This is a genomic window from Paraburkholderia sp. (assembly GCF_049581445.1).
Classification (GTDB): Bacteria; Pseudomonadota; Gammaproteobacteria; order Burkholderiales; family Burkholderiaceae; genus Paraburkholderia.
In genome coordinates, this window is sequence record NZ_JBAURZ010000362.1 from 15,707 (window position 1) to 35,173 (window position 19,467).

Below are 19,467 nucleotides of genomic sequence, written 5' to 3' on the forward strand. Positions count from 1 at the left end.
GCGATATGGCGAGGGAGCCGGCATGACCAATCTATTGCTCGCGGGTTACGCCCTCGTCATTCTCGATGTCGCGATCTGGCGATTCAAGCTTCCAGAAAGCGATATTGTCCGGTTGTTTATCAGGCTGTTCATCTTCGCCGCGCTGTGCGCGGTGCTATTCACTGCAAACCTCAGTCCGTTCTCGAAACCAGACCCGGGGCCGTTGTTTTCGTTGCAACTGGCAGGACAGATTCTTGAGGTCATCTGGTGGCTGAACGGCGCGCGTCTTCTGACACTTGCGCTCGACGCGCTATTGCTGCCAAAGGCATGGCGCAAGCAGCGTCTTTTCCAGGACATTTTTGGCGCTGTCATTTTTCTGGCCGCGATCGTTGCGGCGCTCGCGTTTGTGTTCAATGTGCCGGTGCGGGGGCTCGTGGCGACCTCCGGCGCACTCGCTATCGTGCTGGGTCTCGCGATTCAAAGCACCTTGAGCGATGTTTTTGCCGGCATTGTCATCAATACAACCGAGCCCTATGAGGTGGGCAATTGGGTCTCTATTGACGGCACCGAAGGAAAGGTTATTGAAATGAACTGGCGGGCCACCCACCTCCTGACATCGCAGGGGAACGTGGTTGTCGTTCCCAACGCCTTGGCCGCCAAGACAAAAATTACCAACAGCAATCGACCGCCGTCGTTACACGGTATCTCACTCGTGATTGATGTGTCTCCAGAGGAGCGTCCCGGCGTAGTGGTCACGGCCCTTGAAAATGCGCTCGTGGCATCACGTTCAATTCTCGCGGCGCCTGAGCCTTACGTTCAGGTCAAGGACACGGGTGTGAACTTTGTTCACTACGAGGTAACGGCGTATGTCGACGATATGGCGAAGAAGACCCCGGCGACCAACGAACTGTATGACCTGTCGCATCGACATCTCGCCGCAGCCGGCATTAACCTTCGTCCAATCGGCGCAGCGACACCAGACCCGCTGGCAAGCGACATGAAGCAGCTCCGCTTGCGACGCGTAGAGCTCTTTGCAGCGCTAAACGACGAGGAGATCAAAAAGCTCGCGGCTCGTCTCACGTCACAGAAATACGAGGTTGGGGAGGTATTGGTCACGCCGGAGACCGTACCCAATAGCCTTACGATTATTGATTCTGGCGTGCTGTCGGTAATCATCGACGAACCATCGGGGCAGGTGGAAGCAGGGCGCCTCGGTCCCGGAGATGTCATTGGTGAAGGGGGATTGCTCGCCGGTATGCCGACAAACGTCCGGGTTGTCACCCTGACGAAAACGACTGTGTCCTCCTTGCGCCAGGAGGACCTTACGCCAATTCTGAAAGCCAACCCCGAGGTGGCAAAGTCCATGTGCCGACTGCTTTCTACCCGGCGGGAGATATTAGGCAAACTGTCTGTGGACCTTCCGGCGCAACCGGCACCGGATCAATCGGTCTTTCATTGGCTGCTTGAAAAGATCCGCGAACTGCATTCGCTTACCTTGTAATTCGCGCCGGCGCGCAGATTGGTTTTGCCGATTAAAGTCGAAGAACAGGTTGATGTCTGCAGCCGTCAGTGAGCGGGCGTTCGACGCCAACGTCCAAAGTCGTAGACAATCTGCAGAAGCGGGTTAGCCTCCAGGCCGACACCAACAGTCTTTGCTCCGGCAGTGCGTTTCGGTCCACGACCGATGCGCTGCACGAACGCGCCATATGCATGGGAATGATTCATGTTGCAGAACATCAGCAGTATCCGGTGGAAGATCGTCGCTTTTCTGGTCGCGCCGATTACCTTTGTGATGACGCTAGACCGCGCCGCCATGACGGTCGCAGCGCCTACCATCCAGAAAGAGCTCGGACTGTCGATCGTCGAAATGTCGATGATCCTGACGGTGTATTTCTGGGCCTACGCAGTCGGACAGATGCCGGCCGGGCGGTTGGCCGAGCGGATCGGCTCACGCAAGGTGCTGTTCGGAACGAGTGCGGTGTGGTCGCTGATGATGATAATCACGCCGTTCGGCGCGACGTTTGCCTGGCTGCTCGGCTGCCGGCTGGTGCTCGGCGGCGCGCAGTCGGGAGACTGGTCGAGCGGGGTGGTCGCGATCAAGCGCTGGTTTCCGCGTGCCGAACGCGCGAAGGGCAACTCGATGCTGCTGGCCGGCCTGTACCTGGGGCCGATCATATCGGCGCCGCTGACGGCATGGACCATCGCCAATTTTGGCTGGCATGCGGTGTTCTATAGCTTCGGCGTGCTCGGCCTGCTGCTCAGCCTGGTCTGGTGGTTCGGGTACCGCGATACGCCCGCTGCGCACCCGCTGATCACGAAAGCGGAGGCCGAGTTCATCGCCGCCGGGCAACCGCCTGAAAACGCGCCCATCAAAGGGGCGTTCCTGCGCTGCTTCAGCCAGCCGCGCTTCTGGGTATTCGGCATTCAGTACTTCCTGCTGGTGCTGATCCAGAGCTTCTACACGACCTGGTTGCCGACCTATCTGATGCGCGCCCGCGGACTCTCGCTGAAAGCGATGGGCGTCTATACGTCACTGCCATGGGTGGCAGTGTTTATCGCGGTATTTGTCGCGGGCTATCTCTGCGACCGGATTCTGAAGCTGACCGGCTCGATTTACTGGGCGCGTACACCTGTTGCGATGGTCGGCTTCATCGTGAGTGCGGCGGCGCTGATCGGCGCGTCGCGTGCGACCGGCATGCCGTCGGTGATCGGTTTGTTGTGCCTGTCGTTTGCCGCGGTCGGCTTCGTGCAGGTGGTGGTGTGGTCCGCAACCCAAGACCTTGGACGCGAGTTCACCGGCGTGATGTCTGGCTGGACCAACGTGTGGGGCGCGCTCTCCAACGTTGCGGGGCCGGTGACGGTCGCGTACGTGGTGAAGGTGACGGGCAGTTGGGAGAGCGGGTTGTTCCTGATCGGCGTGGCGGCTGCGTGTGGCGCGGTGCTGTGGATCTTCCTGCATCCGGAGCGGCCGTTGCAGGGCACGCCTGCCGCAGACCCTGTGACCCAAACGAACCACTGCGTGAACACGACCGGTGCGACGGCAGAAGAAAGCGCGGCGCCGGTGCCGCCCGCTCAAGTGTCTGATCGTTAGCGCGAACGGCATTCTGATCGACGAACGAGGGTGTTAGCCGGCGTCTTGCTACTGTCACCACCGCCGCAATATAGTCATGCCTGTCGGCGCGCAGTCGAACGTGGCGCGCGCTACACCAACGAGATCGCCAGCGAGAAGAGCTTATGCAGACGACTGTTTTATCGAACTGGAACGAGTTTATGGACCTGACGTCGACGCTCGACGGTTGGGCGTTTCGTGGCCAGCAGCATGCAAGATGGCATCTTGAAAGCTCGCTGTCCCGCTATATGAGAGCTTACGTGCTGGACAAGAACGAATGGCGAGCACGCGAAGAGCGCGCGATCCGCGTGTTCAGGCGCAAGGCACACAACTATCTTGGCCAACCGGAACTGCTCGCGAACGATCTGCGTTGCCTTGCATTGATGCAGCACCATGGCGCACCGACGCGCCTGCTCGACTTCACGAAAAGCCCCTTCGTGGCGGCATTTTTCGCGCTGGAGCGCGCCACCGACGATTCCGCGATCTTCGCGCTCAACACGCCGGCGCTATGGAACAATCGCGCCCTGCCGAAAACGAAGCCGGGTCTCACGCGCGACGTGATCGATCCGCGCATCGACGGACACTTCGACAAATACTTCTTCTGCAACACGAACGAGGTGATCTGGTTCGGCGAGCCGACCGAGATGGACGACCGGCTGATCGCGCAATCGGGGACATTCGTGGTACCTGGTGTGATCGACCGGCCGCTGCATGAGATTGTCGACGGCTACGAGACCGGCGAGGAACTGTTGCACAAGATCGTACTGCCCGTCGACGTGCGAGTGGACGCGATGAAATGGCTATACCGGATGAACATCACAAACGCATCGTTGTTTCCGGGCCTCGATGGGCTCGCGCGGTCGATTGGTGTCGAACTGGAGATCGTGTGGTCGGGAATGACGCCGTCGCGGTGACACGTCACGGCCAGCGTCACCCCGTGCGAGCCGCTAGGCGCTGCTTGCGCAACATTTTCACAAAGTTCAGTACGGTCGGCGATTTTTCACGCGGCCGATGGATCAGCGCGATCCCCGTCGACAGTGGGTTGCCCCGCAGTTCGTGATACGAGACGCTCTCGACCTGGATCTGCCGGATCGACGCAGGGACCACAGCAACGCCGAACCCAGCCGCCACCAGATTCGCCGCCGATGATATCTGCGGCGACTCCATGCCGATCGAAGGCGCGAAGCCCGCCTCGCGGCACGCGCCGATAATCGAGTCGTAGAGGTCCGGGCCGATCGGCCTCGGAAACAGGATGAACGGATCGCCTGCGAGATCCGCCAGAGCAATGCGCCGCCGCCGGTTCAGGCGATGGCTCGCTGGCAGCACCGCCAGCATATCTTCTTCAATCAGAGGTTCGACCACCAGATCCCGGCAGTTCAGCGGCATGCGCACCAACGCAGCGTCGAGGTGCCGCTCAGCGACCTTGTCGAGGAGCAGCGAACTGTTGCTTTCCTCGCAACTGATCGATACACGCTCAAAAGCATGCCGGTAGCTCTGCATGGTCGCCGCCACCGCCGGGTGAAATACCGTTGAACCCGCGAAGCCCAGCGAAAGCCGTCCCGTCACGCCGCGCCCAGCGTTCTGCGCCTCCGCGAAAGCCTGTTGCGCGTCTTCGACGATACGCCGCGCGCTTTCGCGAAAGAGGCGTCCCGCCTCGGTGAGTTCGACGCGGCGCGGGTGCCGGATAAACAGCGGGGTGCCAATCTCCCGCTCGAGCTTGAGGATTTGCTGGCTCAAAGGCGGCTGGGCAATGCCCAGGTGGCTCGCGGCTTCCGTGAAATGCAAGTGTTCTGCGACGGCAAGGAAATAACGCAATTGGCGAAATTCCATATCTTTTTCGTCTCCAAATAGTGACTTCGAGATATTGGACTAATGACGGCTCTGATTTTAACCTTCGTGTCAACCTGTTGCGCCCAAAGGTCGCAGTCGAATCGGCTGAACGAAGCCGATGAGCGTCATACCCAGCGTTTCAAGAGGAGAAGTCGATGTCAGCAGCGCACGTACCCTTGGCAGCGGACCGGGCAAACACAGCCGAAACGTTGATCGCGGAGTTTCGCAGCATAGTCGGCAAGCAACACACGCTGACCGATGAGGGCGCAACGCGCCGCTTTCGCACTGGCTTTCGTTTCGGCGCAGGCAAGGCGCTCGCCGTGGTACGTCCGGGCACCGTCGTCGAGCAATGGAAAATCCTGCAGGCATGCATCGCGGCCAACGTGATCGTGATCACGCAAGCATCGAATACGGGCCTCACAGGCGGCTCGACGCCCGACGGAAACGACTACGATCGCGACATCGTGATTGTCAGCACGAGCCGCATGAAGAAGGTGTATGTGATCGACGATGGCAAACAGGTCGTCTGCCTGCCCGGGGCGACACTCGACCAGCTGGAACAAACGCTGAAACCCCTTGGACGTGAACCCCATTCGGTGATTGGCTCGAGTTGTATCGGCGCGTCGGTGTTTGGTGGTGTCTGTAATAACTCGGGCGGTGCACTGGTGCATCGCGGCCCGGCTTACACGGAAATGGCAGCATTCGCGCAGGTTGATGAGACCGGCAAGCTGCACTTCGTCAACCATCTCGGCATCCACCTCGGCGAGACACCTGACGATATCCTTGGCCGGCTTGAGCGCGGTGAATTCTCGGATGCTGATGTCGTGCACAACGCGGGCGCCGGCTCGGACCATGGCTACGCGAGCCATGTGCGCGAGATCGACGCGGATACACCGGCTCGCTACAACGCCGACCCGCAGCGGCTTCATGAAGCATCCGGCTCGGCTGGCAAGCTGATGGTGTTTGCCGTGAGGCTCGACACGTTTCCGGTCGAACAGAACGCCAAGGTCTTCTATGTCGGAACGAACCGGCCAGACGAACTGACGGAAATCCGTCGTCACGTACTGCAGGACTTCAAGCATCTGCCCATCTCGGGCGAATACCTCCATCGCGACGCGTTTAATATCGCAGAAGAATATGGTAAGGATACCTTCCTTGCGATCAACTATCTCGGTACGTCACGGCTGCCCGCGTTCTTTGCGCTAAAAAGCCGCTTCGATGCGCTGTTCGACCGTCTCGCCTTTCTCCCTGCGCATTTGACCGACCGCGTCTTGCAGGCCGCGAGCCGGCTGTTTCCGAGTCATCTGCCAGCGCGAATGAAACAGTATCGCGACAAGTACGAGCATCATCTGATGCTGAAGGTCGCGCAGGAAAGCGTCGATGAAACACGTGCATTCCTCGCGAACTACTTCGCGAATGCTACCGGCGGGTTTTTCGAATGCACCGACGAAGAGGGCGTGAAAGCGTTCCTGCATCGTTTTGCCGCCGCCGGCGCCGCGGTACGGTATCGCGCCGTGCATGCCCGGGAAGTCGAGGATATAGTCGCGCTCGACGTGGCGCTGCGCCGTAACGATCGAGACTGGATCGAGACGCTGCCATCCGACATCGAGGAAACGATCTCCATCAAGCTGTACTACGGGCACTTCCTTTGCCACGTATTCCACCAGGATTACATCGTCAGGAAGGGCAATGACTGTCTGGCGGTCGAGCATAAGATGTGGACCTTGCTGGACCGGCGCGGCGCTGAATATCCGGCGGAACATAATGTCGGCCATCTGTACCGCGCGAAGCCCCAGCTTGCTGCGTTCTATCAGCAGATCGATCCTTGCAACTGCCTCAACCCAGGGATCGGGCAGACATCGAAATTCGCGAAATACCGGGAGCCTGCGGTCTAGCTTCAGCGTATAGCCGACGCGTCGATGCGCAACCTGCGCTGGCGGCGGATAAATGCAAGCGTATCAGCCGTCCGTCGAACGGGTGACTGTTTCCCAGGCGTCGATTTCGGCGGCGAATGCCGACAGCTTGTCGCGTACGAGGCTGAGTGCGTCGCTGCCCAGGAGCAGGTGCGCGGGCGGAGTGTCGCTGGCTATCGCGGTCAGCATGGCACGAGCGGCCTTAACCGGGTCCCCCAGTTGCTTGCCGCTCTTTTCCTCGCGAGCCTTTCGAACCGGATCAAACACAGCGTCGTAGTCCGGGATAGAGCGAGGCGTCCGGGCCATCGAACGTCCTGCCCAATCGGTACGGAACGAACCCGGCGCCACCGCAGTCACGGCGATGCCGAGTGGCTTGACTTCCTTGCCGAGCGCCTCAGAAATACCTTCCAGCGCGAATTTGCTGCCGCAGTAGTACGTGATGCCCGGCAGGGTGATCAAGCCACCCATCGACGTTATGTTGAGGATGTGTCCTCGCCGGCGTTCGCGCATGTAGGGCAGCACGGCCTTCGTCATTGCTACAGCACCGAACACGTTGACATCGAACTGTCTGCGCATCTCAGAGAGCGGCGATTCCTCCATCACGCCCTCATGACCGTAGCCCGCGTTGTTGACCAGTACGTCCACCGGTCCGACGGTTTTTTCGATCTCGGCAACCACGCCGTCGATATTATCGAAATCGGTCACGTCGAGAATGCGGCCAAACGCGCTGCCCGGTGCGAGCGCTTCGAAGTCGAGCTTCGCCTGTTCGCTTCGCACCGTGCCGACCACGCGATGACCGTCCGCGAGCGCTTCCTGGGCCAAGGCGCGGCCGAAGCCGCTGCTGACACCGGTAATGAGCAGAATCTTGCTGGATGGCATGGGAACGACTCCGAACAGACGGGATAGGGTTGCATATTAGTATTGTTCCCATGCGGACTTCAAGCAACAGATTTTATTTTTATTGCCTTAAGACCCGCCCGTAGAGGAGACGCGCCACAGTGTGCCATTACCATCTTCGGTCACGAGTAGCGCGCCATCACGGGCAACGGCCACGCCTACGGGTCTGCCCCAGACGCTACGATTATCGATCACGAACCCGGTGAGAAAATCCACGTACTCGCCGGTTGGAACGCCGTGATCGAGGCGCACCCTCACTACCTTATAGCCGGTGCGCGAGCTTCGGTTCCATGAGCCGTGCATCGCCGCGAAAACGTCTCCACGATACTCGGCGGGGAATGCTGCTACGCCGGTTGTCGCTGGATAGAAGCACATCTCGAGCGGGGCCGAGTGCGACTGAAATAAAACATCGGGAGTGAGCGTCTTCCCGGCGAGGTCGGGGCGCTCGCCAGCGTGGCGAGGATCTTCATGACCACCCATGTAGTACCAGGGCCAACCGTAGAATCCGCCTGCTTTCACCCGGGTGATGTAGTCGGGCACCAGATTATCGCCAAGGCCATCGCGCTCGTTCGTTGAAGCCCACAGTTCGCCCGTATCCGGGTCCACCGCGATTCCTGCGCCATTGCGAATACCCGTCGCGAAGGTGCGAAGCGGTGCATGGCCTTCGGGGTCCGTTACGAGAATGTCGGCGCGATTGGTTTCAGCATCCCATCCCGCACCCTGTCCATGTTCGGCGTCCCAACGCGATATCGCCTCGGGGGTCTTTTTGCTCATGGCTTCAGCGACGTTTGACCCGGAACCAACGGTAATGAACATGCGTTTGCCATCCAGCGAAAAGGCCACGTCGCGGGTGCTATGGCCGCCGTGGCTTTCCGTGAGGCGCGGTACGACGACCTGCGCCGTACCGGTCGCCTTAAGGTCTCCACTGCGATACGGGAAGCGGACAATCGAGTTGTTGTTCGCCACGTAGATCCATTGCGGATGATTTCCCGGTGGATAAAAGGCGATACCGAAGGGCCGGTCCAGGCCGTCAGCAAAGATCTGATTGTCGGATGGCGTTGCCGCTCCGTCGGCGGCGCGCAATACTCTGATGCGATTCGCGGCCGTCTCCGCGACAAAAATATCTCCGTTGGGTGCGACGCGCACGATGCGGGGGTTCGACAGACCCGTCGCGAACAGCCGGACCTTGAACCCTGGCGGAACCGACAGCAAGGCGTTGGCGGGCTGCTTTACCACCTGCGGACTGTTTCCGGACGAAGTCGTGCTGTAGGGTGCAGGCAAATCAGCGAGCGTGAGGTGATGCTCGACCCCCGGGGCGGCATGATGCCAATCGCCGGAGTCGGTTTCAGTCGTGGAAGCGGACGCTGGGTTGGGGGTTTGGGAAACCTGAGCCGGTGGCCTCAAGGTGGAGAGGTAGGCAATCACATTGCCGCGATTGCTCGAATCGGCGACCGAAACGGGCATGGTAGTGCCGGGCACCATTGCCGCTGGATTCAAGAGGAACCGCTCGAGGGTTGCGGCATCCCATGTGACGTGTGAACCGCTCAAGGCGTTGGTAAAGCTGAAGTTAGGGATAGACCCGGCGCGCCGTCCAAAAACGCCCACGAGACTGGGGCCTTGACCCATGATGGGTGTGTTTCCGGGGCCCAGGTTATCGGCATGACAGATGGCGCAATTCTGCTGGAAGAAGACTTTTCCTTGGCCGGCGTTACCCATTGGTGGGACCTGAGCTGCCGCGTCTCCGCCAATACCAGGACTGGCGATGATTATGGTCAGGAGGAGCGCCTGGGGGAACGAGTGCATGGACAGCATCCCGCGCCCCGCTGTGTTCGACCACCGGCACGGTTTAGATCGCATGACCCACCTTCCGCGGATTGAGTTACCAAGACGATTCTACGGTGGAACGGGAGACTGTTAGGCCATAGTGAACCAACGAATGGCGTTTCTGGCAGGCTTGCCATCTGCACGCCACCGGGTTGTCATGCAGCGGGTGTTCTTCGGGTGCGCTGGCAGGCCTCACGGTACCTTACGGATCGCGAGGGTCTGGCATGTGACCAAATTACGCAACCTGCATGGCAGCCGCGTGTTGCGCTGCGCATGGTTATCGAGCTAGCGGGGGGAGGGCGCGGTGCGAAGGTTGCGATGGCTCGGATCAGCGAGGGAGGGCGGGGGCTTCACGTGGAGGTTCGTGTGTCGGCGTTGATGTGCCCTGCTCGCTGCTGGAGGCCGGTCGCCGGGTGTCGTTTGCGCCAGAGCGTCGCCGACAAAGCAGCCGGCGCTTGTCGCGATACTGACAGTCGCGACGCCGCGAAGGAAATCTCTGCGTTTATTGGGAGATGCCGGGTTATCCTCGGTGGACATGCACTTACCTCCAGATGACTTCGATTGAACGAGTTCGGAAGGAGCTCATACTTGACCTGCCCTGATGCGCAGCCCATCGTAACTAAACGCCGAATGATGTGCAACGTCAGCATCGTGCGGCTCGCCGCCCCTTTATACCGTTAGGCCAGGCCAGCGTGTTGACGCTTACACGGGGACAAAGACCCCGCTAGCACGAGCGATGAGTTCATCACCGCAATTCAGCATGCAACTCGCATTGATCAGCCTGCGGCCGACCTTGTGAATGTCAACCCGCGCTTCGACCCACGCGCCATTGCGCGCAGGAGCCAGATAGTCCATCGTCAGACTCGCTGTGACGGGCGGGTAATCGCGTTCGCCAGCGGCACGTAACACAAAGCCAAACGCGGTATCCGCCAGGGTGGCGAGAAAGCCGCCATGCGCGATGCCTAGTGGGTTGAGGTGGAGCGACTCAATGCGCGCGGCGACGATGCGCTGCTGGGCGTCAACGTAGATCGACTGACACGTAGCCACGAAGCCGGGCCGACTGGCCAACGGCGCGAAGCCGGGCGGCACGTCTGGCCCCGGCGCGTTTGCCGCACCGGATAGTTTGACTGATTCGATGACTACTCTCCCGCTTTCAGGGTTTTCAACAGACGTTCTCTATGCACACGCGATATGCCCAGCTGGTCGGGCGTGGTACAACTCATCGATAAGATTTGCACGACGTGCACGGGTTGTGGCCTGATTCACATACCCCTTGTCAGCAATCTCGTTGGCGTCGATCGATGGCGGCTCAGCCATCAGCATGAGACGCGCGACCATCAGGCTCGCGCCCCCCGCAGTCTGCGTGCGAAGCCGCGCTTGCAACTGCGAGACGACGATCGGATGCTGGATCAGTTCAGTCGCGTCCAGGTCAGCTAACTCGGGCGCGAGACGCTGGCATACGGCAATGTTCGGCCACGCGAGCGCGGCGATAAAGTCGTGATCATGGCCGCAGATCACCGCATCAGTGATCAGGGGCGCGCAAAGCTCCAGCAACGCCAGACGCACTGAGCCGGTACGCACCCAGGTGCCGCTCGTGAGTTTGAAGTCTTCGACCACACGCCCGGCAAACCGTAGGCCCTGGCTCGGATCGGCAGGTTCTGCCAGACGCACCGCATCGCCTAGCCGGAAGTAACCCTCGTCGTCGAAAGCGGCTTCAGTCAGATCCGGGCGTGCGACGTAGCCCGTGAAAATCGAACCGCCACGGAGGCGGATTTCGTAGCGTCCATCGCTACCGTCGAGTGGAACGAGTTTGACTTCAGTGCCAGGAGTCGCAACGCCGATATTGCCCAGATCGTCACTTGCCCACCCCAAGTAGGTTCCCGTTCCGTTGGTTTCCGTAGCGCCGAGCGACGTGCAGAAGGCGATGCGCTCGCCCACGGTTTGCTCGGCCACGCGCTGGATGCGTTCCCATACGTCTTTGGGCAGGCTGGCACCGCCATAGCCGAAGGCCAGCAGCCGGGAGAGCAGTTTTGCGGCGAGCGCGGAATCGTTCTCGATTTCTGCGGCGAGCATTGCCAGCGCCGAGGGGGCGCTGCTGAACAACGTGGGCGACACTTCATGCAGGTTGCGCACGGTGCGCTGAAACTGCCCACGAACCGGCCGGCCGTCGTCGATGTAGTGGGTGGCACCCGTTACCATCGCACGGCCGAAACCGAATACGCCACCCATCGTGTGGTGCCATGGCATCCAGTCGAGAAAAACCGGTTGAGGTTCGGCTAATGCCTCAAAAGAGTCGTGGAAATAGGCGGTGGAAGATTTAAGGTTGGCGTAGGTCATCGGGACGCCTTTGGGAGCCCCAGTCGATCCCGACGTGAACAGCACGCGCATGAAGTCCGTGGGACGGATAGCGGCATGCGCACGATCTAGCGCAACGCGACGTGCAGGCGTGAGTTCGGTACCGACGAGCCGGCTCCAGGCAAACCGCTCTCCCTCTGCGCCTTGCACCGCGATAACCTTGATATCTGAGCGGTTCAGCGCTGCAAGAGCATTTTCGAATGACGTGACGGACTGCACAAATACAGCCGCCGGCGGTACGAGATCGACAATCGCTTTCAGGCGGCCGAAGTCTTTGCTGAGCGTTGAATAGGCCGGCGATACGGGCATAGTGGGGATGCCGACATATTCGGCCGCGAGCAACAGCACGGCTTGTTCGATCGAATTTCCCGATAGAAGGATGAGCGGACTTTGCTGGCCCAGGCCAAGTTCCAACAGGGCCGCAGCGACTGCCTGCAACTGGTGCAACAACTCTCGCCAACTGATCGAACGCCACGTAGTCTCCGTGTCGCGTTCGCAGAACGCCAGCGTATCGCCACGACACTCTGCCCACTTGAATACAAAATCGGTAAAGCCGCTTTGCTCAATTGCGACAGGTACGGCGGCGGAGCGCATGATCAATGTGCCATCGGGACGGCGGTCGACAAGCGTTTGTCGTACAGGCATCCGTAGGGATCGATACGGCACGGCCATACTGGCGTCCGCGTTGAGCGCTGTCATCGTATTTGTCTCCAAAGCCTTGTTTTATTGGCGAGCCTGCTACCGTCAGCATATTGATCGCTGTCGGTTTCGACACCACCCGACGCGGGTGGGCGCGGAAGCTTGGAAGGAAACCTGAAGTCTGGTCTGCACCGTCGAGTACGTAGCCGCGCACCCGCCGTTACGCCGCTTCACGACCGAGGGGAATCCCGGCAGCCCAAACAGGCTAATCCCCGGTATTGCAGGTTAGCGCCGGTGGGAGCCTCAAATCTAACCGGGAGCGGACATCCCCGGTTTTCGCCTCAATGGCCGCAGTTGGCCACACTGCGCCCGCGACGGTCCGTATGCAATCACCGCTGGAGCCAATCGTCGTGACCGACGCCATAGACACGCTCGCACTCGTCGTATGCCTCTTCGAGTGAGATGTACCAATGATCCGAGCTCGAAAATGACGCCTCTACGGATTCGTACCGCATCAATAAAAAGCTTCCGTCGTTAAGCTGTTCGATCTCGACCTTCTTGGTCGTGCCTTCGCTCGCACCTCGGCCATCAAGGGATTTCCGCGTCAGTGCCCAAATCAGCACAGGTAGTTCGCTTCCGTCGAAAGTAGTGATTTGGAGTGCATCAATCACGGCTGCTAGCTGCCGCCCACCAGGAATTGTCGACGATTTAGGTAGGCATGTCGAACGACTCGAATTGGCCGACAAGCGCCCGCGCACCGGCCGCGATCTAATCAGACTTCGGTTTACTCCGCCATTTCGAGCACGTCGTCCGTGCGCGTACCGGCGTGTCGACAGGTAAGGTGAGGCGTGCAGCCGACTCGGAAAGAGATAGTCGGCAGGCTTCAGTCCACGCGCCGAAATCCAGACGGCGACGCTCTGCCGAGTTTGCTCCGTGATCTCGAACTGCACCGGGCGTTGGGTTCTCTGCTGCATGAGCGTCGCCGGAGGGACCACGTGGCCTCCCATGCAGCGATGTGCTTGCCCGAGTTCAAATCGTTCCTGCGTGCATACTCAAGAAACTCCCGCGTGAGTGACGCATGGAGTCGCACCGGCCACAAGACGGCGACCTACGCTGCGGCGTGCGTTAATCCTTGAGCAGCAAGTCTGGAGTGGCTCGGTTGACATCACTACATCCGGTCAGAATCATGGCGACCCTGAGCTGCGCCAAGGATGTCCAACATGTCCCGTACCCCTGATTCGCCCGCCGCCCCCAATGCATATGCCCGCGCCCGCCCTGCGAAGCATGCCTTGGCACCAAGCGCCAGCGCTTTCAACACGTCTAGGCCCGAGCGAATGCCACCATCCATAAACACCGGAACTCTACCTTGAACGGCATCGACAACTTTCGGCAAGGAACGAATGGTCGATGTCACGCTATCGAGCTGCCTGCCACCGTGGTTTGACACCACAATCCCGTCGATATGTGTCTGGACAGCGCGCTCGGCATCTTCGGAGTCGAGAATGCCTTTCAAAATAATCTTTCCAGGAAAGATCGACCGTACCCACTCGATGTCTTTCCAGGTAGTCGATGCATCGAAATTGTCGTGAACAGATTTTCCATACGGGACGCCTCTGGGCATCGCTTCAGCCACAGTACCAAACTTCAGCGGCCAGCCTTTAGTGACGATATCGAGGGCCCAGCGGGCGTGCGTCGCGCCTTGGGCTACGAACCCCAGCATCCCCAGAAGCGTCGGGTCCTTCTCTATCCCGTCGTGCACCTGGCTGTAACGCCGCCCGGGGGTCGCGAGATCGACGGTGAATACCAACACCTTCGAGCCTGCGGAAACGGATCGTTCGATCACGCTCTTGACGAAGCCGCGGTCTTTGAGCATGTAGAGTTGGAACCAAGGGGGAACGCCGGACTTTTGCGCGACCTCGTGTACATCGCATACCCCCGTGGTCGACAGCGTAAACGGAACCCCAGCCGCCTTCGCCGCATTGGCCGCTTTGACTTCGCCGCGGCTCGAGTACATTCCGGCCATACCGACGGGCCCGAGGACGACTGGCAGTGACATTGCCTGATCCCACAAATGAATCGACAAGTTGAGATGCGATTCGTCCACCGTCACACGTTGGCGCAACAGGGTGGCTTGTAGCTCCGCAATATTCGCTCGCAGCGTGTTCTCCTGGAAAGAACCCCCGCTGATGTAGTCGTACAGGAATCAGGGAAGTCTGGCTTCGCATTGTTTGCGATAGTCGTCAATGCTCGCGATGATCATGCTGGTCCTCCAGCTCCTCAGGAACGTGGGCGCCTTCGCCCTCGCCTTATTCGTTCGCGATATCCGGCATGATCTGCCCCGTCTCCATCGCCTGACTCGCTGGTAGTTCCTGAATGCCTACGACAATCCGGTCATCGGGCGCTCCCGTCGCCGTCTGAAACAGTGTCCAGAGACGCTGTAGCAATTCCCGCTTATATTCGGGTGACCGTACGGTCCGTATCAAAAGCGTGAGCGCGGCTGTTGCAGCGGGTTCTCCGGCGGTGAACCCGCTGTCGGGCGCATAGTCCTGAAACACGACATGCACCCAATTTTTCGATACACCCGCGTAGTCGGAATGCAGGGTCGTCAGATCCATCGCGAGCCTGGCTTTGGCGTCACGGCTGAGTGCACCGTCCTGAGTAATCAAGGTATAGAGCGGCATGGGAGCGAGTCCTATACTGACGTTTCGCGGGCATTCGCATTAACGTTGGCCCGCATAACTGGCCCCTTGTTAACCCACAGGGCCATCCAGACGGTCATCCGGCGTAGTTCTTCAGAATGCGCAGGTCCGTCACTGAGTACGCCATGCCGAGCCGATAACCCTGTCCGACACGCAGTGGCGCAATCAGGTGCATGTCCTCACCATCGACTACGGGAAGCTTTAGTTCGGCCGATCCGCCCCACATCCACGATCGCGAGACTGTCCGTGAGCGACATGGTGAGTTCGTCGACCGGTGGTTTGTCCCAGCGGCCGGCCGCGAGCTGTGGGAAGTAACGGCGCATGGTCGTCGGCCGGTTGAAAACGGTCGAAGGATCGGCGACGGCTTGCTCCAGCTGGATACGGGCGGTCGCCATCCTTTCCCGTGCGCAGTCACACTGGCGCCGAAGCGACTTCCTTTGGCAAGTGGCGCGGCAGCCAGACTGGGTGCGGAGAAGCTGCGAGTCTGGTAGACGCTGCCGAGTTTTTTTGGAAACCCCTGCGCCCATCCACGGGCAATGGCGGCATCGTTATCGACGAAGATGTAAGGGCAATAATTGACGGGAACACCGTCGAAGACGGCCTCGACCAGAACGAAGGCCTCGCGATACTGGTACCGGGCGGGGTCTGTCAGTTCGTCGTTGGATCCGGTGAACTGCCAATCCAGAAACCAGAAGAAGGCGCGTCCTGCGGATTTCTCGTCTACCGTGAGGCCTGGCGGCAGTAGCGCTGCGATTGCATTCTGGTCGACCCCGTATTCGACGGCGAGACAGTCGCTGGAATAGTGCCACGGCGGCAAGGTTGCCAACGCGGACTTTCCTTGTGGAGTAACGGGAACCGAAAATGCTTTAGACATTTCGTTTTCCTCATTGAGTGCGGCGACTCAAGCGTCGCTGTTCATGCGGTCATGGCGTTTTGTGGAAACGCCGCGTATCACCTGACGCGGACCATTCGAGGATCGCCAATCTACGAGACGATCTGCTTCGGTCCACCATGCCTCGAGGATAGTCGGCGCGCTGGGAAGGGCCATTACATAAAACTATAGTCAACTCTGCTAAAAAACAATCTTTCGACTTTCCAGTTGACCTTTCGAATTTAGAAGCGCCTTGTCTGATAAGGCTTTGCGGCTGAAGCGGATAGAAGCCGATTGCCGACCCCGCTTCGCCACTACGCGGCCTGTGCGTGGCTCGTAGCGCGAATGAACGCTCGGCCGTTTGCATCGAACAGATGGCAATGCTCCGCGCGTGCCGATACGCGTAGCATGTCGCCGTGCCGATGTCGTTCCAAAGGCGGAATACGGGAAATCAGACCGTCGGGTGCCGCACTGCATTCAGCATAGAGGTATGCCGCATCGCCCAGTGACTCGACCGCCGTGACATTTGCTACCGCGCCGTTTCCCGAAGCCGCAACATGAAGATGTTCGGGACGGATGCCGACCGTCACCTTATCCCCGACTTTCGCATCCCCGCGCAAGACGGCGACTGTTTGCGATTCGCCCGATCCGTACTGCACCGTGACGCTGGATTGATCGACCGCAACGACTTCCCCTTCAAAGAGATTCATTTTTGGCGAACCGATAAAGCCTGCAACGAACCGGTTTGCGGGTGCGTGATAAAGCTCGTACGGCGTTCCGACCTGCTCAACATTTCCTGCTGACAGGACAACGATCTTGTCGGCTAAAGTCATCGCTTCGACCTGATCGTGTGTCACGTAGATCATTGTCGTCTTCAGTTCATCATGCAGACGTGCAAACTCGAGACGCATCTTGACCCGCAGCGCGGCATCAAGGTTGGACAGGGGTTCGTCAAACAGAAAGACCTTTGGCTTGCGCGTGATTGCCCGACCGATCGCAACACGCTGCCGCTGGCCACCTGACAGTTGCTTGGGCTTGCGCTCCAACAGGTGGTCTATGTGGAGGATTTTCGCCGCATTGCGCACCGCTGCGTCGATCTCAGGCTTCTTTGTACCGGCAAGCTTCAGTCCAAATGCCATGTTGTCGTACAGCGACATGTGCGGATAGAGCGCGTAGGACTGAAACACCATCGCAATACCGCGCTTTGCCGGCGGCACGTCGTTCACCCGCACACCATCAATATTCAGGTCACCGCCGGTGATCTCTTCGAGGCCCGCAATCATTCGCATAAGCGTCGACTTCCCGCAACCGCTCGGGCCGACGAACACGACGAACTCGCCATCGCGGATTTCGAGGTTGATGTCCCGCAATACATCAGTTTCTTCATAGCGCTTGCTTACGCCGCGCAAAACCAGACCAGCCATGATCGTCTCCTTCAGGGTTCGTTTGATGCTGACGCAGCCGTTGCGCCTGTCGCTATACGGGGCGGCGTGTAGTCCATAACCCCTCCTTATTTCACCGCGCCAAACGTCAGTCCTCGCACCAGCTGTTTCTGCGAGAGCCAGCCGACGATCAGAATGGGCGCAACGGCAAGAAGGGAAGCGGCAGAAAGCTTCGCCCAGAACAGTCCCTCAGGACTCGAATACGAAGCTATGAATACAGTCAATGGCGCAGCGTTCGAACTCGAGAGGTTGATGCTCCAGAATGCCTCGTTCCATGAAAGGATGACTAGAAGCAAGGAGGTTGACGCAAGTCCCGGCAACGACATCGGCATTAACAGATACACGATTTCCTGCCAGGTCGTAGCGCCATCGATGCGACCGGCTTCCAGGATGTCCCGGGGAATCTCGGCAAAGTAAGTAAACGTCATCCATACCGCAATCGGCAGATTGATGAGCGTATAGACAATCACAAGCCCCGAAACTGTATCGAGCAACCCACTATTCTTGCAAAGCAGATAGATTGGTACGAGCACGCCTACAGACGGCATCATCTTCGTCGACAGCATCCACAGAAGGGTCTTCTGCGTGCGGCGACCCGGAAAAAACGCCATTGCGTACGCGGCCGGTATAGCGAGCGCCAGGCACAACAGCGTGACCCCTACTGAAATCTGCACCGAGTTCCACGCGAAAGAAAAATAGTTGCTGCGGGCGAAGACCTCCCGGAAGCTTTCCAGTGTCGGGGTGAAAAGAAGCGACGATGCATAGGCCTGCTGTTCCGTTTTGAATGCCGTGATGGTCATCCAGAAGATCGGGAAAAACAGCAGGGCCGCGACGACCCAGGCGATGACGCCGGGTGCCGCCCGGCCGATCAACGCAAGTGGCTTGCGAGCCGTGGCGGCGGTGGTTGGAGGGGCAATAGCGTGGCTCATTTCTCATACTCCCCTTTAAGATTCTTCGCCAGCATGCGCACCAGGAAGAACGAGACAACATTCGCGAGCACTACCGCAAGAATCCCACCGGCGGAGGCAAGACCAACGTCGAACTGCTGGAGACCGAGCGAGTAGATCAGATACGACAGCGTTGTCGTTGCGCTACCGGGGCCGCCGCCCGTCGTGGTGTATATCTCTGCGAAAATCGACAGAAGGAAAATGGTTTCCATCATCACGACTACCGCGATCGCTCGCTTCAGGTGAGGCAACGTGATGAAGAAAAACATCGCAATCGGCCCTGCGCCGTCGATGCGTGCGGCTTCCTTCTGCTCCTGATCAAGCGACTGAATTGCTGTGAACAGAATGAGAAACGCGAACGGGAGCCATTGCCAGGACACGATCATGATGATGGCCGTGAGCGGATAATCCGCAAACCAGTCGATGGGAGTCAGCCCCATGCCGCGCATGAGGCTGGCTAAAACGCCATAGACCGGATGCAGGATCATGTTTTTCCAGATTAGGGCGCTGACCGTCGGCATCACAAAGAACGGGGCGATCACCAATAGCCGCGCAATACCCTGGCCGTAAAATTTCCGATCGAAAAGAACAGAGACAAGCACTCCTCCCACTACCGTAATGACCAGAACTGCAATGATCAGCACCAGTGTGTGGACGATCGATGGAAGGAAGGATGGGTCCGTCGCGAGGAAGCGGTAGTTATCAAAGCCGGCGAATCCATTCGCGTCTGGATTGAGCAGGTTATAGCGCGAGAATGAGAACCAGATAGTCATCGCCAGCGGAACGGTCATCCATAGCATGAGTACGCCAACCGAAGGCGCAACAAGCCACCGTACCGAGGCCCCTTTTTTTGATCCAGAAGACCGCCTGTAGGGACGGTCAATGGCTCAACAGACGAAGCAGTATGCTGCATGATGTGCACCTACAATGTAACGGGAGCCCGGACTCGATGCTCCGGACTC

General features: G+C 59.3%; 15 protein-coding genes and 2 pseudogenes. 4 read left to right on the forward strand and 13 right to left on the reverse strand.

Going from position 1 to position 19,467, the window contains the following annotated elements:
- The first annotated feature begins 22 nt into the window (after window positions 1–22).
- The 3 genes from WCA85_RS30985 (at window position 23) to WCA85_RS30995 (ending at window position 4,002) form a co-directional block, all read left to right on the forward strand.
- A complete protein-coding gene (locus WCA85_RS30985; RefSeq protein WP_424068825.1) occupies window positions 23–1,480 on the forward strand; it encodes a mechanosensitive ion channel domain-containing protein in 1,458 nt (485 codons plus the stop codon).
- A 222-nt stretch (window positions 1,481–1,702) separates the two neighbouring features.
- A complete protein-coding gene (locus WCA85_RS30990) occupies window positions 1,703–3,070 on the forward strand; it encodes an MFS transporter (protein ID WP_424068827.1) in 1,368 nt (455 codons plus the stop codon).
- Window positions 3,071–3,213: 143 nt separating this feature from the next.
- A complete protein-coding gene (locus WCA85_RS30995; protein ID WP_424068829.1) occupies window positions 3,214–4,002 on the forward strand; it encodes an FRG domain-containing protein in 789 nt (262 codons plus the stop codon).
- Window positions 4,003–4,018: 16 nt separating this feature from the next.
- Here the strand turns inward: WCA85_RS30995 and WCA85_RS31000 are convergent, their stop codons facing one another.
- A complete protein-coding gene (locus tag WCA85_RS31000; protein WP_424068831.1) occupies window positions 4,019–4,918 on the reverse strand; it encodes a LysR family transcriptional regulator in 900 nt (299 codons plus the stop codon).
- A 155-nt stretch (window positions 4,919–5,073) separates the two neighbouring features.
- Here WCA85_RS31000 and dld point away from each other — a divergent pair, with 155 nt between their 5' ends.
- A complete protein-coding gene (dld, locus tag WCA85_RS31005; RefSeq protein WP_424068834.1) occupies window positions 5,074–6,813 on the forward strand; it encodes a D-lactate dehydrogenase in 1,740 nt (579 codons plus the stop codon).
- Window positions 6,814–6,876: 63 nt separating this feature from the next.
- Here dld and WCA85_RS31010 read toward each other — a convergent pair whose 3' ends face one another.
- The 12 genes and pseudogenes from WCA85_RS31010 to WCA85_RS31065 form a co-directional block, all read right to left on the reverse strand.
- On the reverse strand, window positions 6,877–7,710 hold the full coding sequence (locus WCA85_RS31010; RefSeq protein WP_424068836.1) for an oxidoreductase: 834 nt from the start codon (window positions 7,708–7,710) through the stop codon (window positions 6,877–6,879).
- A gap of 87 nt (window positions 7,711–7,797) precedes the next feature.
- On the reverse strand, window positions 7,798–9,354 hold the full coding sequence (locus WCA85_RS31015; protein WP_424068838.1) for a PQQ-dependent sugar dehydrogenase: 1,557 nt from the start codon (window positions 9,352–9,354) through the stop codon (window positions 7,798–7,800).
- A gap of 900 nt (window positions 9,355–10,254) precedes the next feature.
- On the reverse strand, window positions 10,255–10,599 hold the full coding sequence (locus WCA85_RS31020; protein WP_424068840.1) for a PaaI family thioesterase: 345 nt from the start codon (window positions 10,597–10,599) through the stop codon (window positions 10,255–10,257).
- Between the two features lie 129 nt (window positions 10,600–10,728).
- The gene (locus WCA85_RS31025) at window positions 10,729–12,606 is read right to left on the reverse strand and encodes a feruloyl-CoA synthase (RefSeq protein WP_424068842.1); all 1,878 of its coding nucleotides are present in this window, start codon (window positions 12,604–12,606) and stop codon (window positions 10,729–10,731) included.
- A gap of 329 nt (window positions 12,607–12,935) precedes the next feature.
- Window positions 12,936–13,217, reverse strand: a complete 282-nt coding sequence (locus tag WCA85_RS31030; RefSeq protein ID WP_424068880.1) for a hypothetical protein — start codon at window positions 13,215–13,217, stop codon at window positions 12,936–12,938.
- Window positions 13,218–13,361: 144 nt separating this feature from the next.
- Window positions 13,362–13,553: pseudogene (locus WCA85_RS31035) on the reverse strand (integrase); the annotation flags it as partial.
- Between the two features lie 161 nt (window positions 13,554–13,714).
- Window positions 13,715–14,746 carry an L-lactate dehydrogenase gene (locus WCA85_RS31040; RefSeq protein WP_424068876.1) on the reverse strand — a complete coding sequence of 344 codons (1,032 nt, stop codon included), beginning with the start codon at window positions 14,744–14,746 and terminating at the stop codon, window positions 13,715–13,717.
- A 106-nt stretch (window positions 14,747–14,852) separates the two neighbouring features.
- Entirely contained in the window at window positions 14,853–15,227 is a 375-nt protein-coding gene (locus WCA85_RS31045; protein WP_424068844.1) for a tautomerase family protein, read from the reverse strand.
- A 94-nt stretch (window positions 15,228–15,321) separates the two neighbouring features.
- Window positions 15,322–16,119, reverse strand: coding sequence for an acetoacetate decarboxylase family protein (locus tag WCA85_RS31050; protein ID WP_424068846.1), 798 nt, complete (start codon window positions 16,117–16,119; stop codon window positions 15,322–15,324).
- Between the two features lie 311 nt (window positions 16,120–16,430).
- Window positions 16,431–17,540 (reverse strand): ABC transporter ATP-binding protein, encoded by a 1,110-nt coding sequence (locus tag WCA85_RS31055; protein ID WP_424068847.1) that lies wholly within the window; start codon window positions 17,538–17,540, stop codon window positions 16,431–16,433.
- An 86-nt stretch (window positions 17,541–17,626) separates the two neighbouring features.
- On the reverse strand, window positions 17,627–18,487 hold the full coding sequence (locus WCA85_RS31060) for a carbohydrate ABC transporter permease (protein ID WP_424068849.1): 861 nt from the start codon (window positions 18,485–18,487) through the stop codon (window positions 17,627–17,629).
- A pseudogene (locus WCA85_RS31065) lies at window positions 18,484–19,350 on the reverse strand (carbohydrate ABC transporter permease); the annotation flags it as partial. The pseudogene WCA85_RS31065 and the gene WCA85_RS31060, both read right to left, overlap by 4 nt.
- Window positions 19,351–19,467 lie beyond the last annotated feature (117 nt).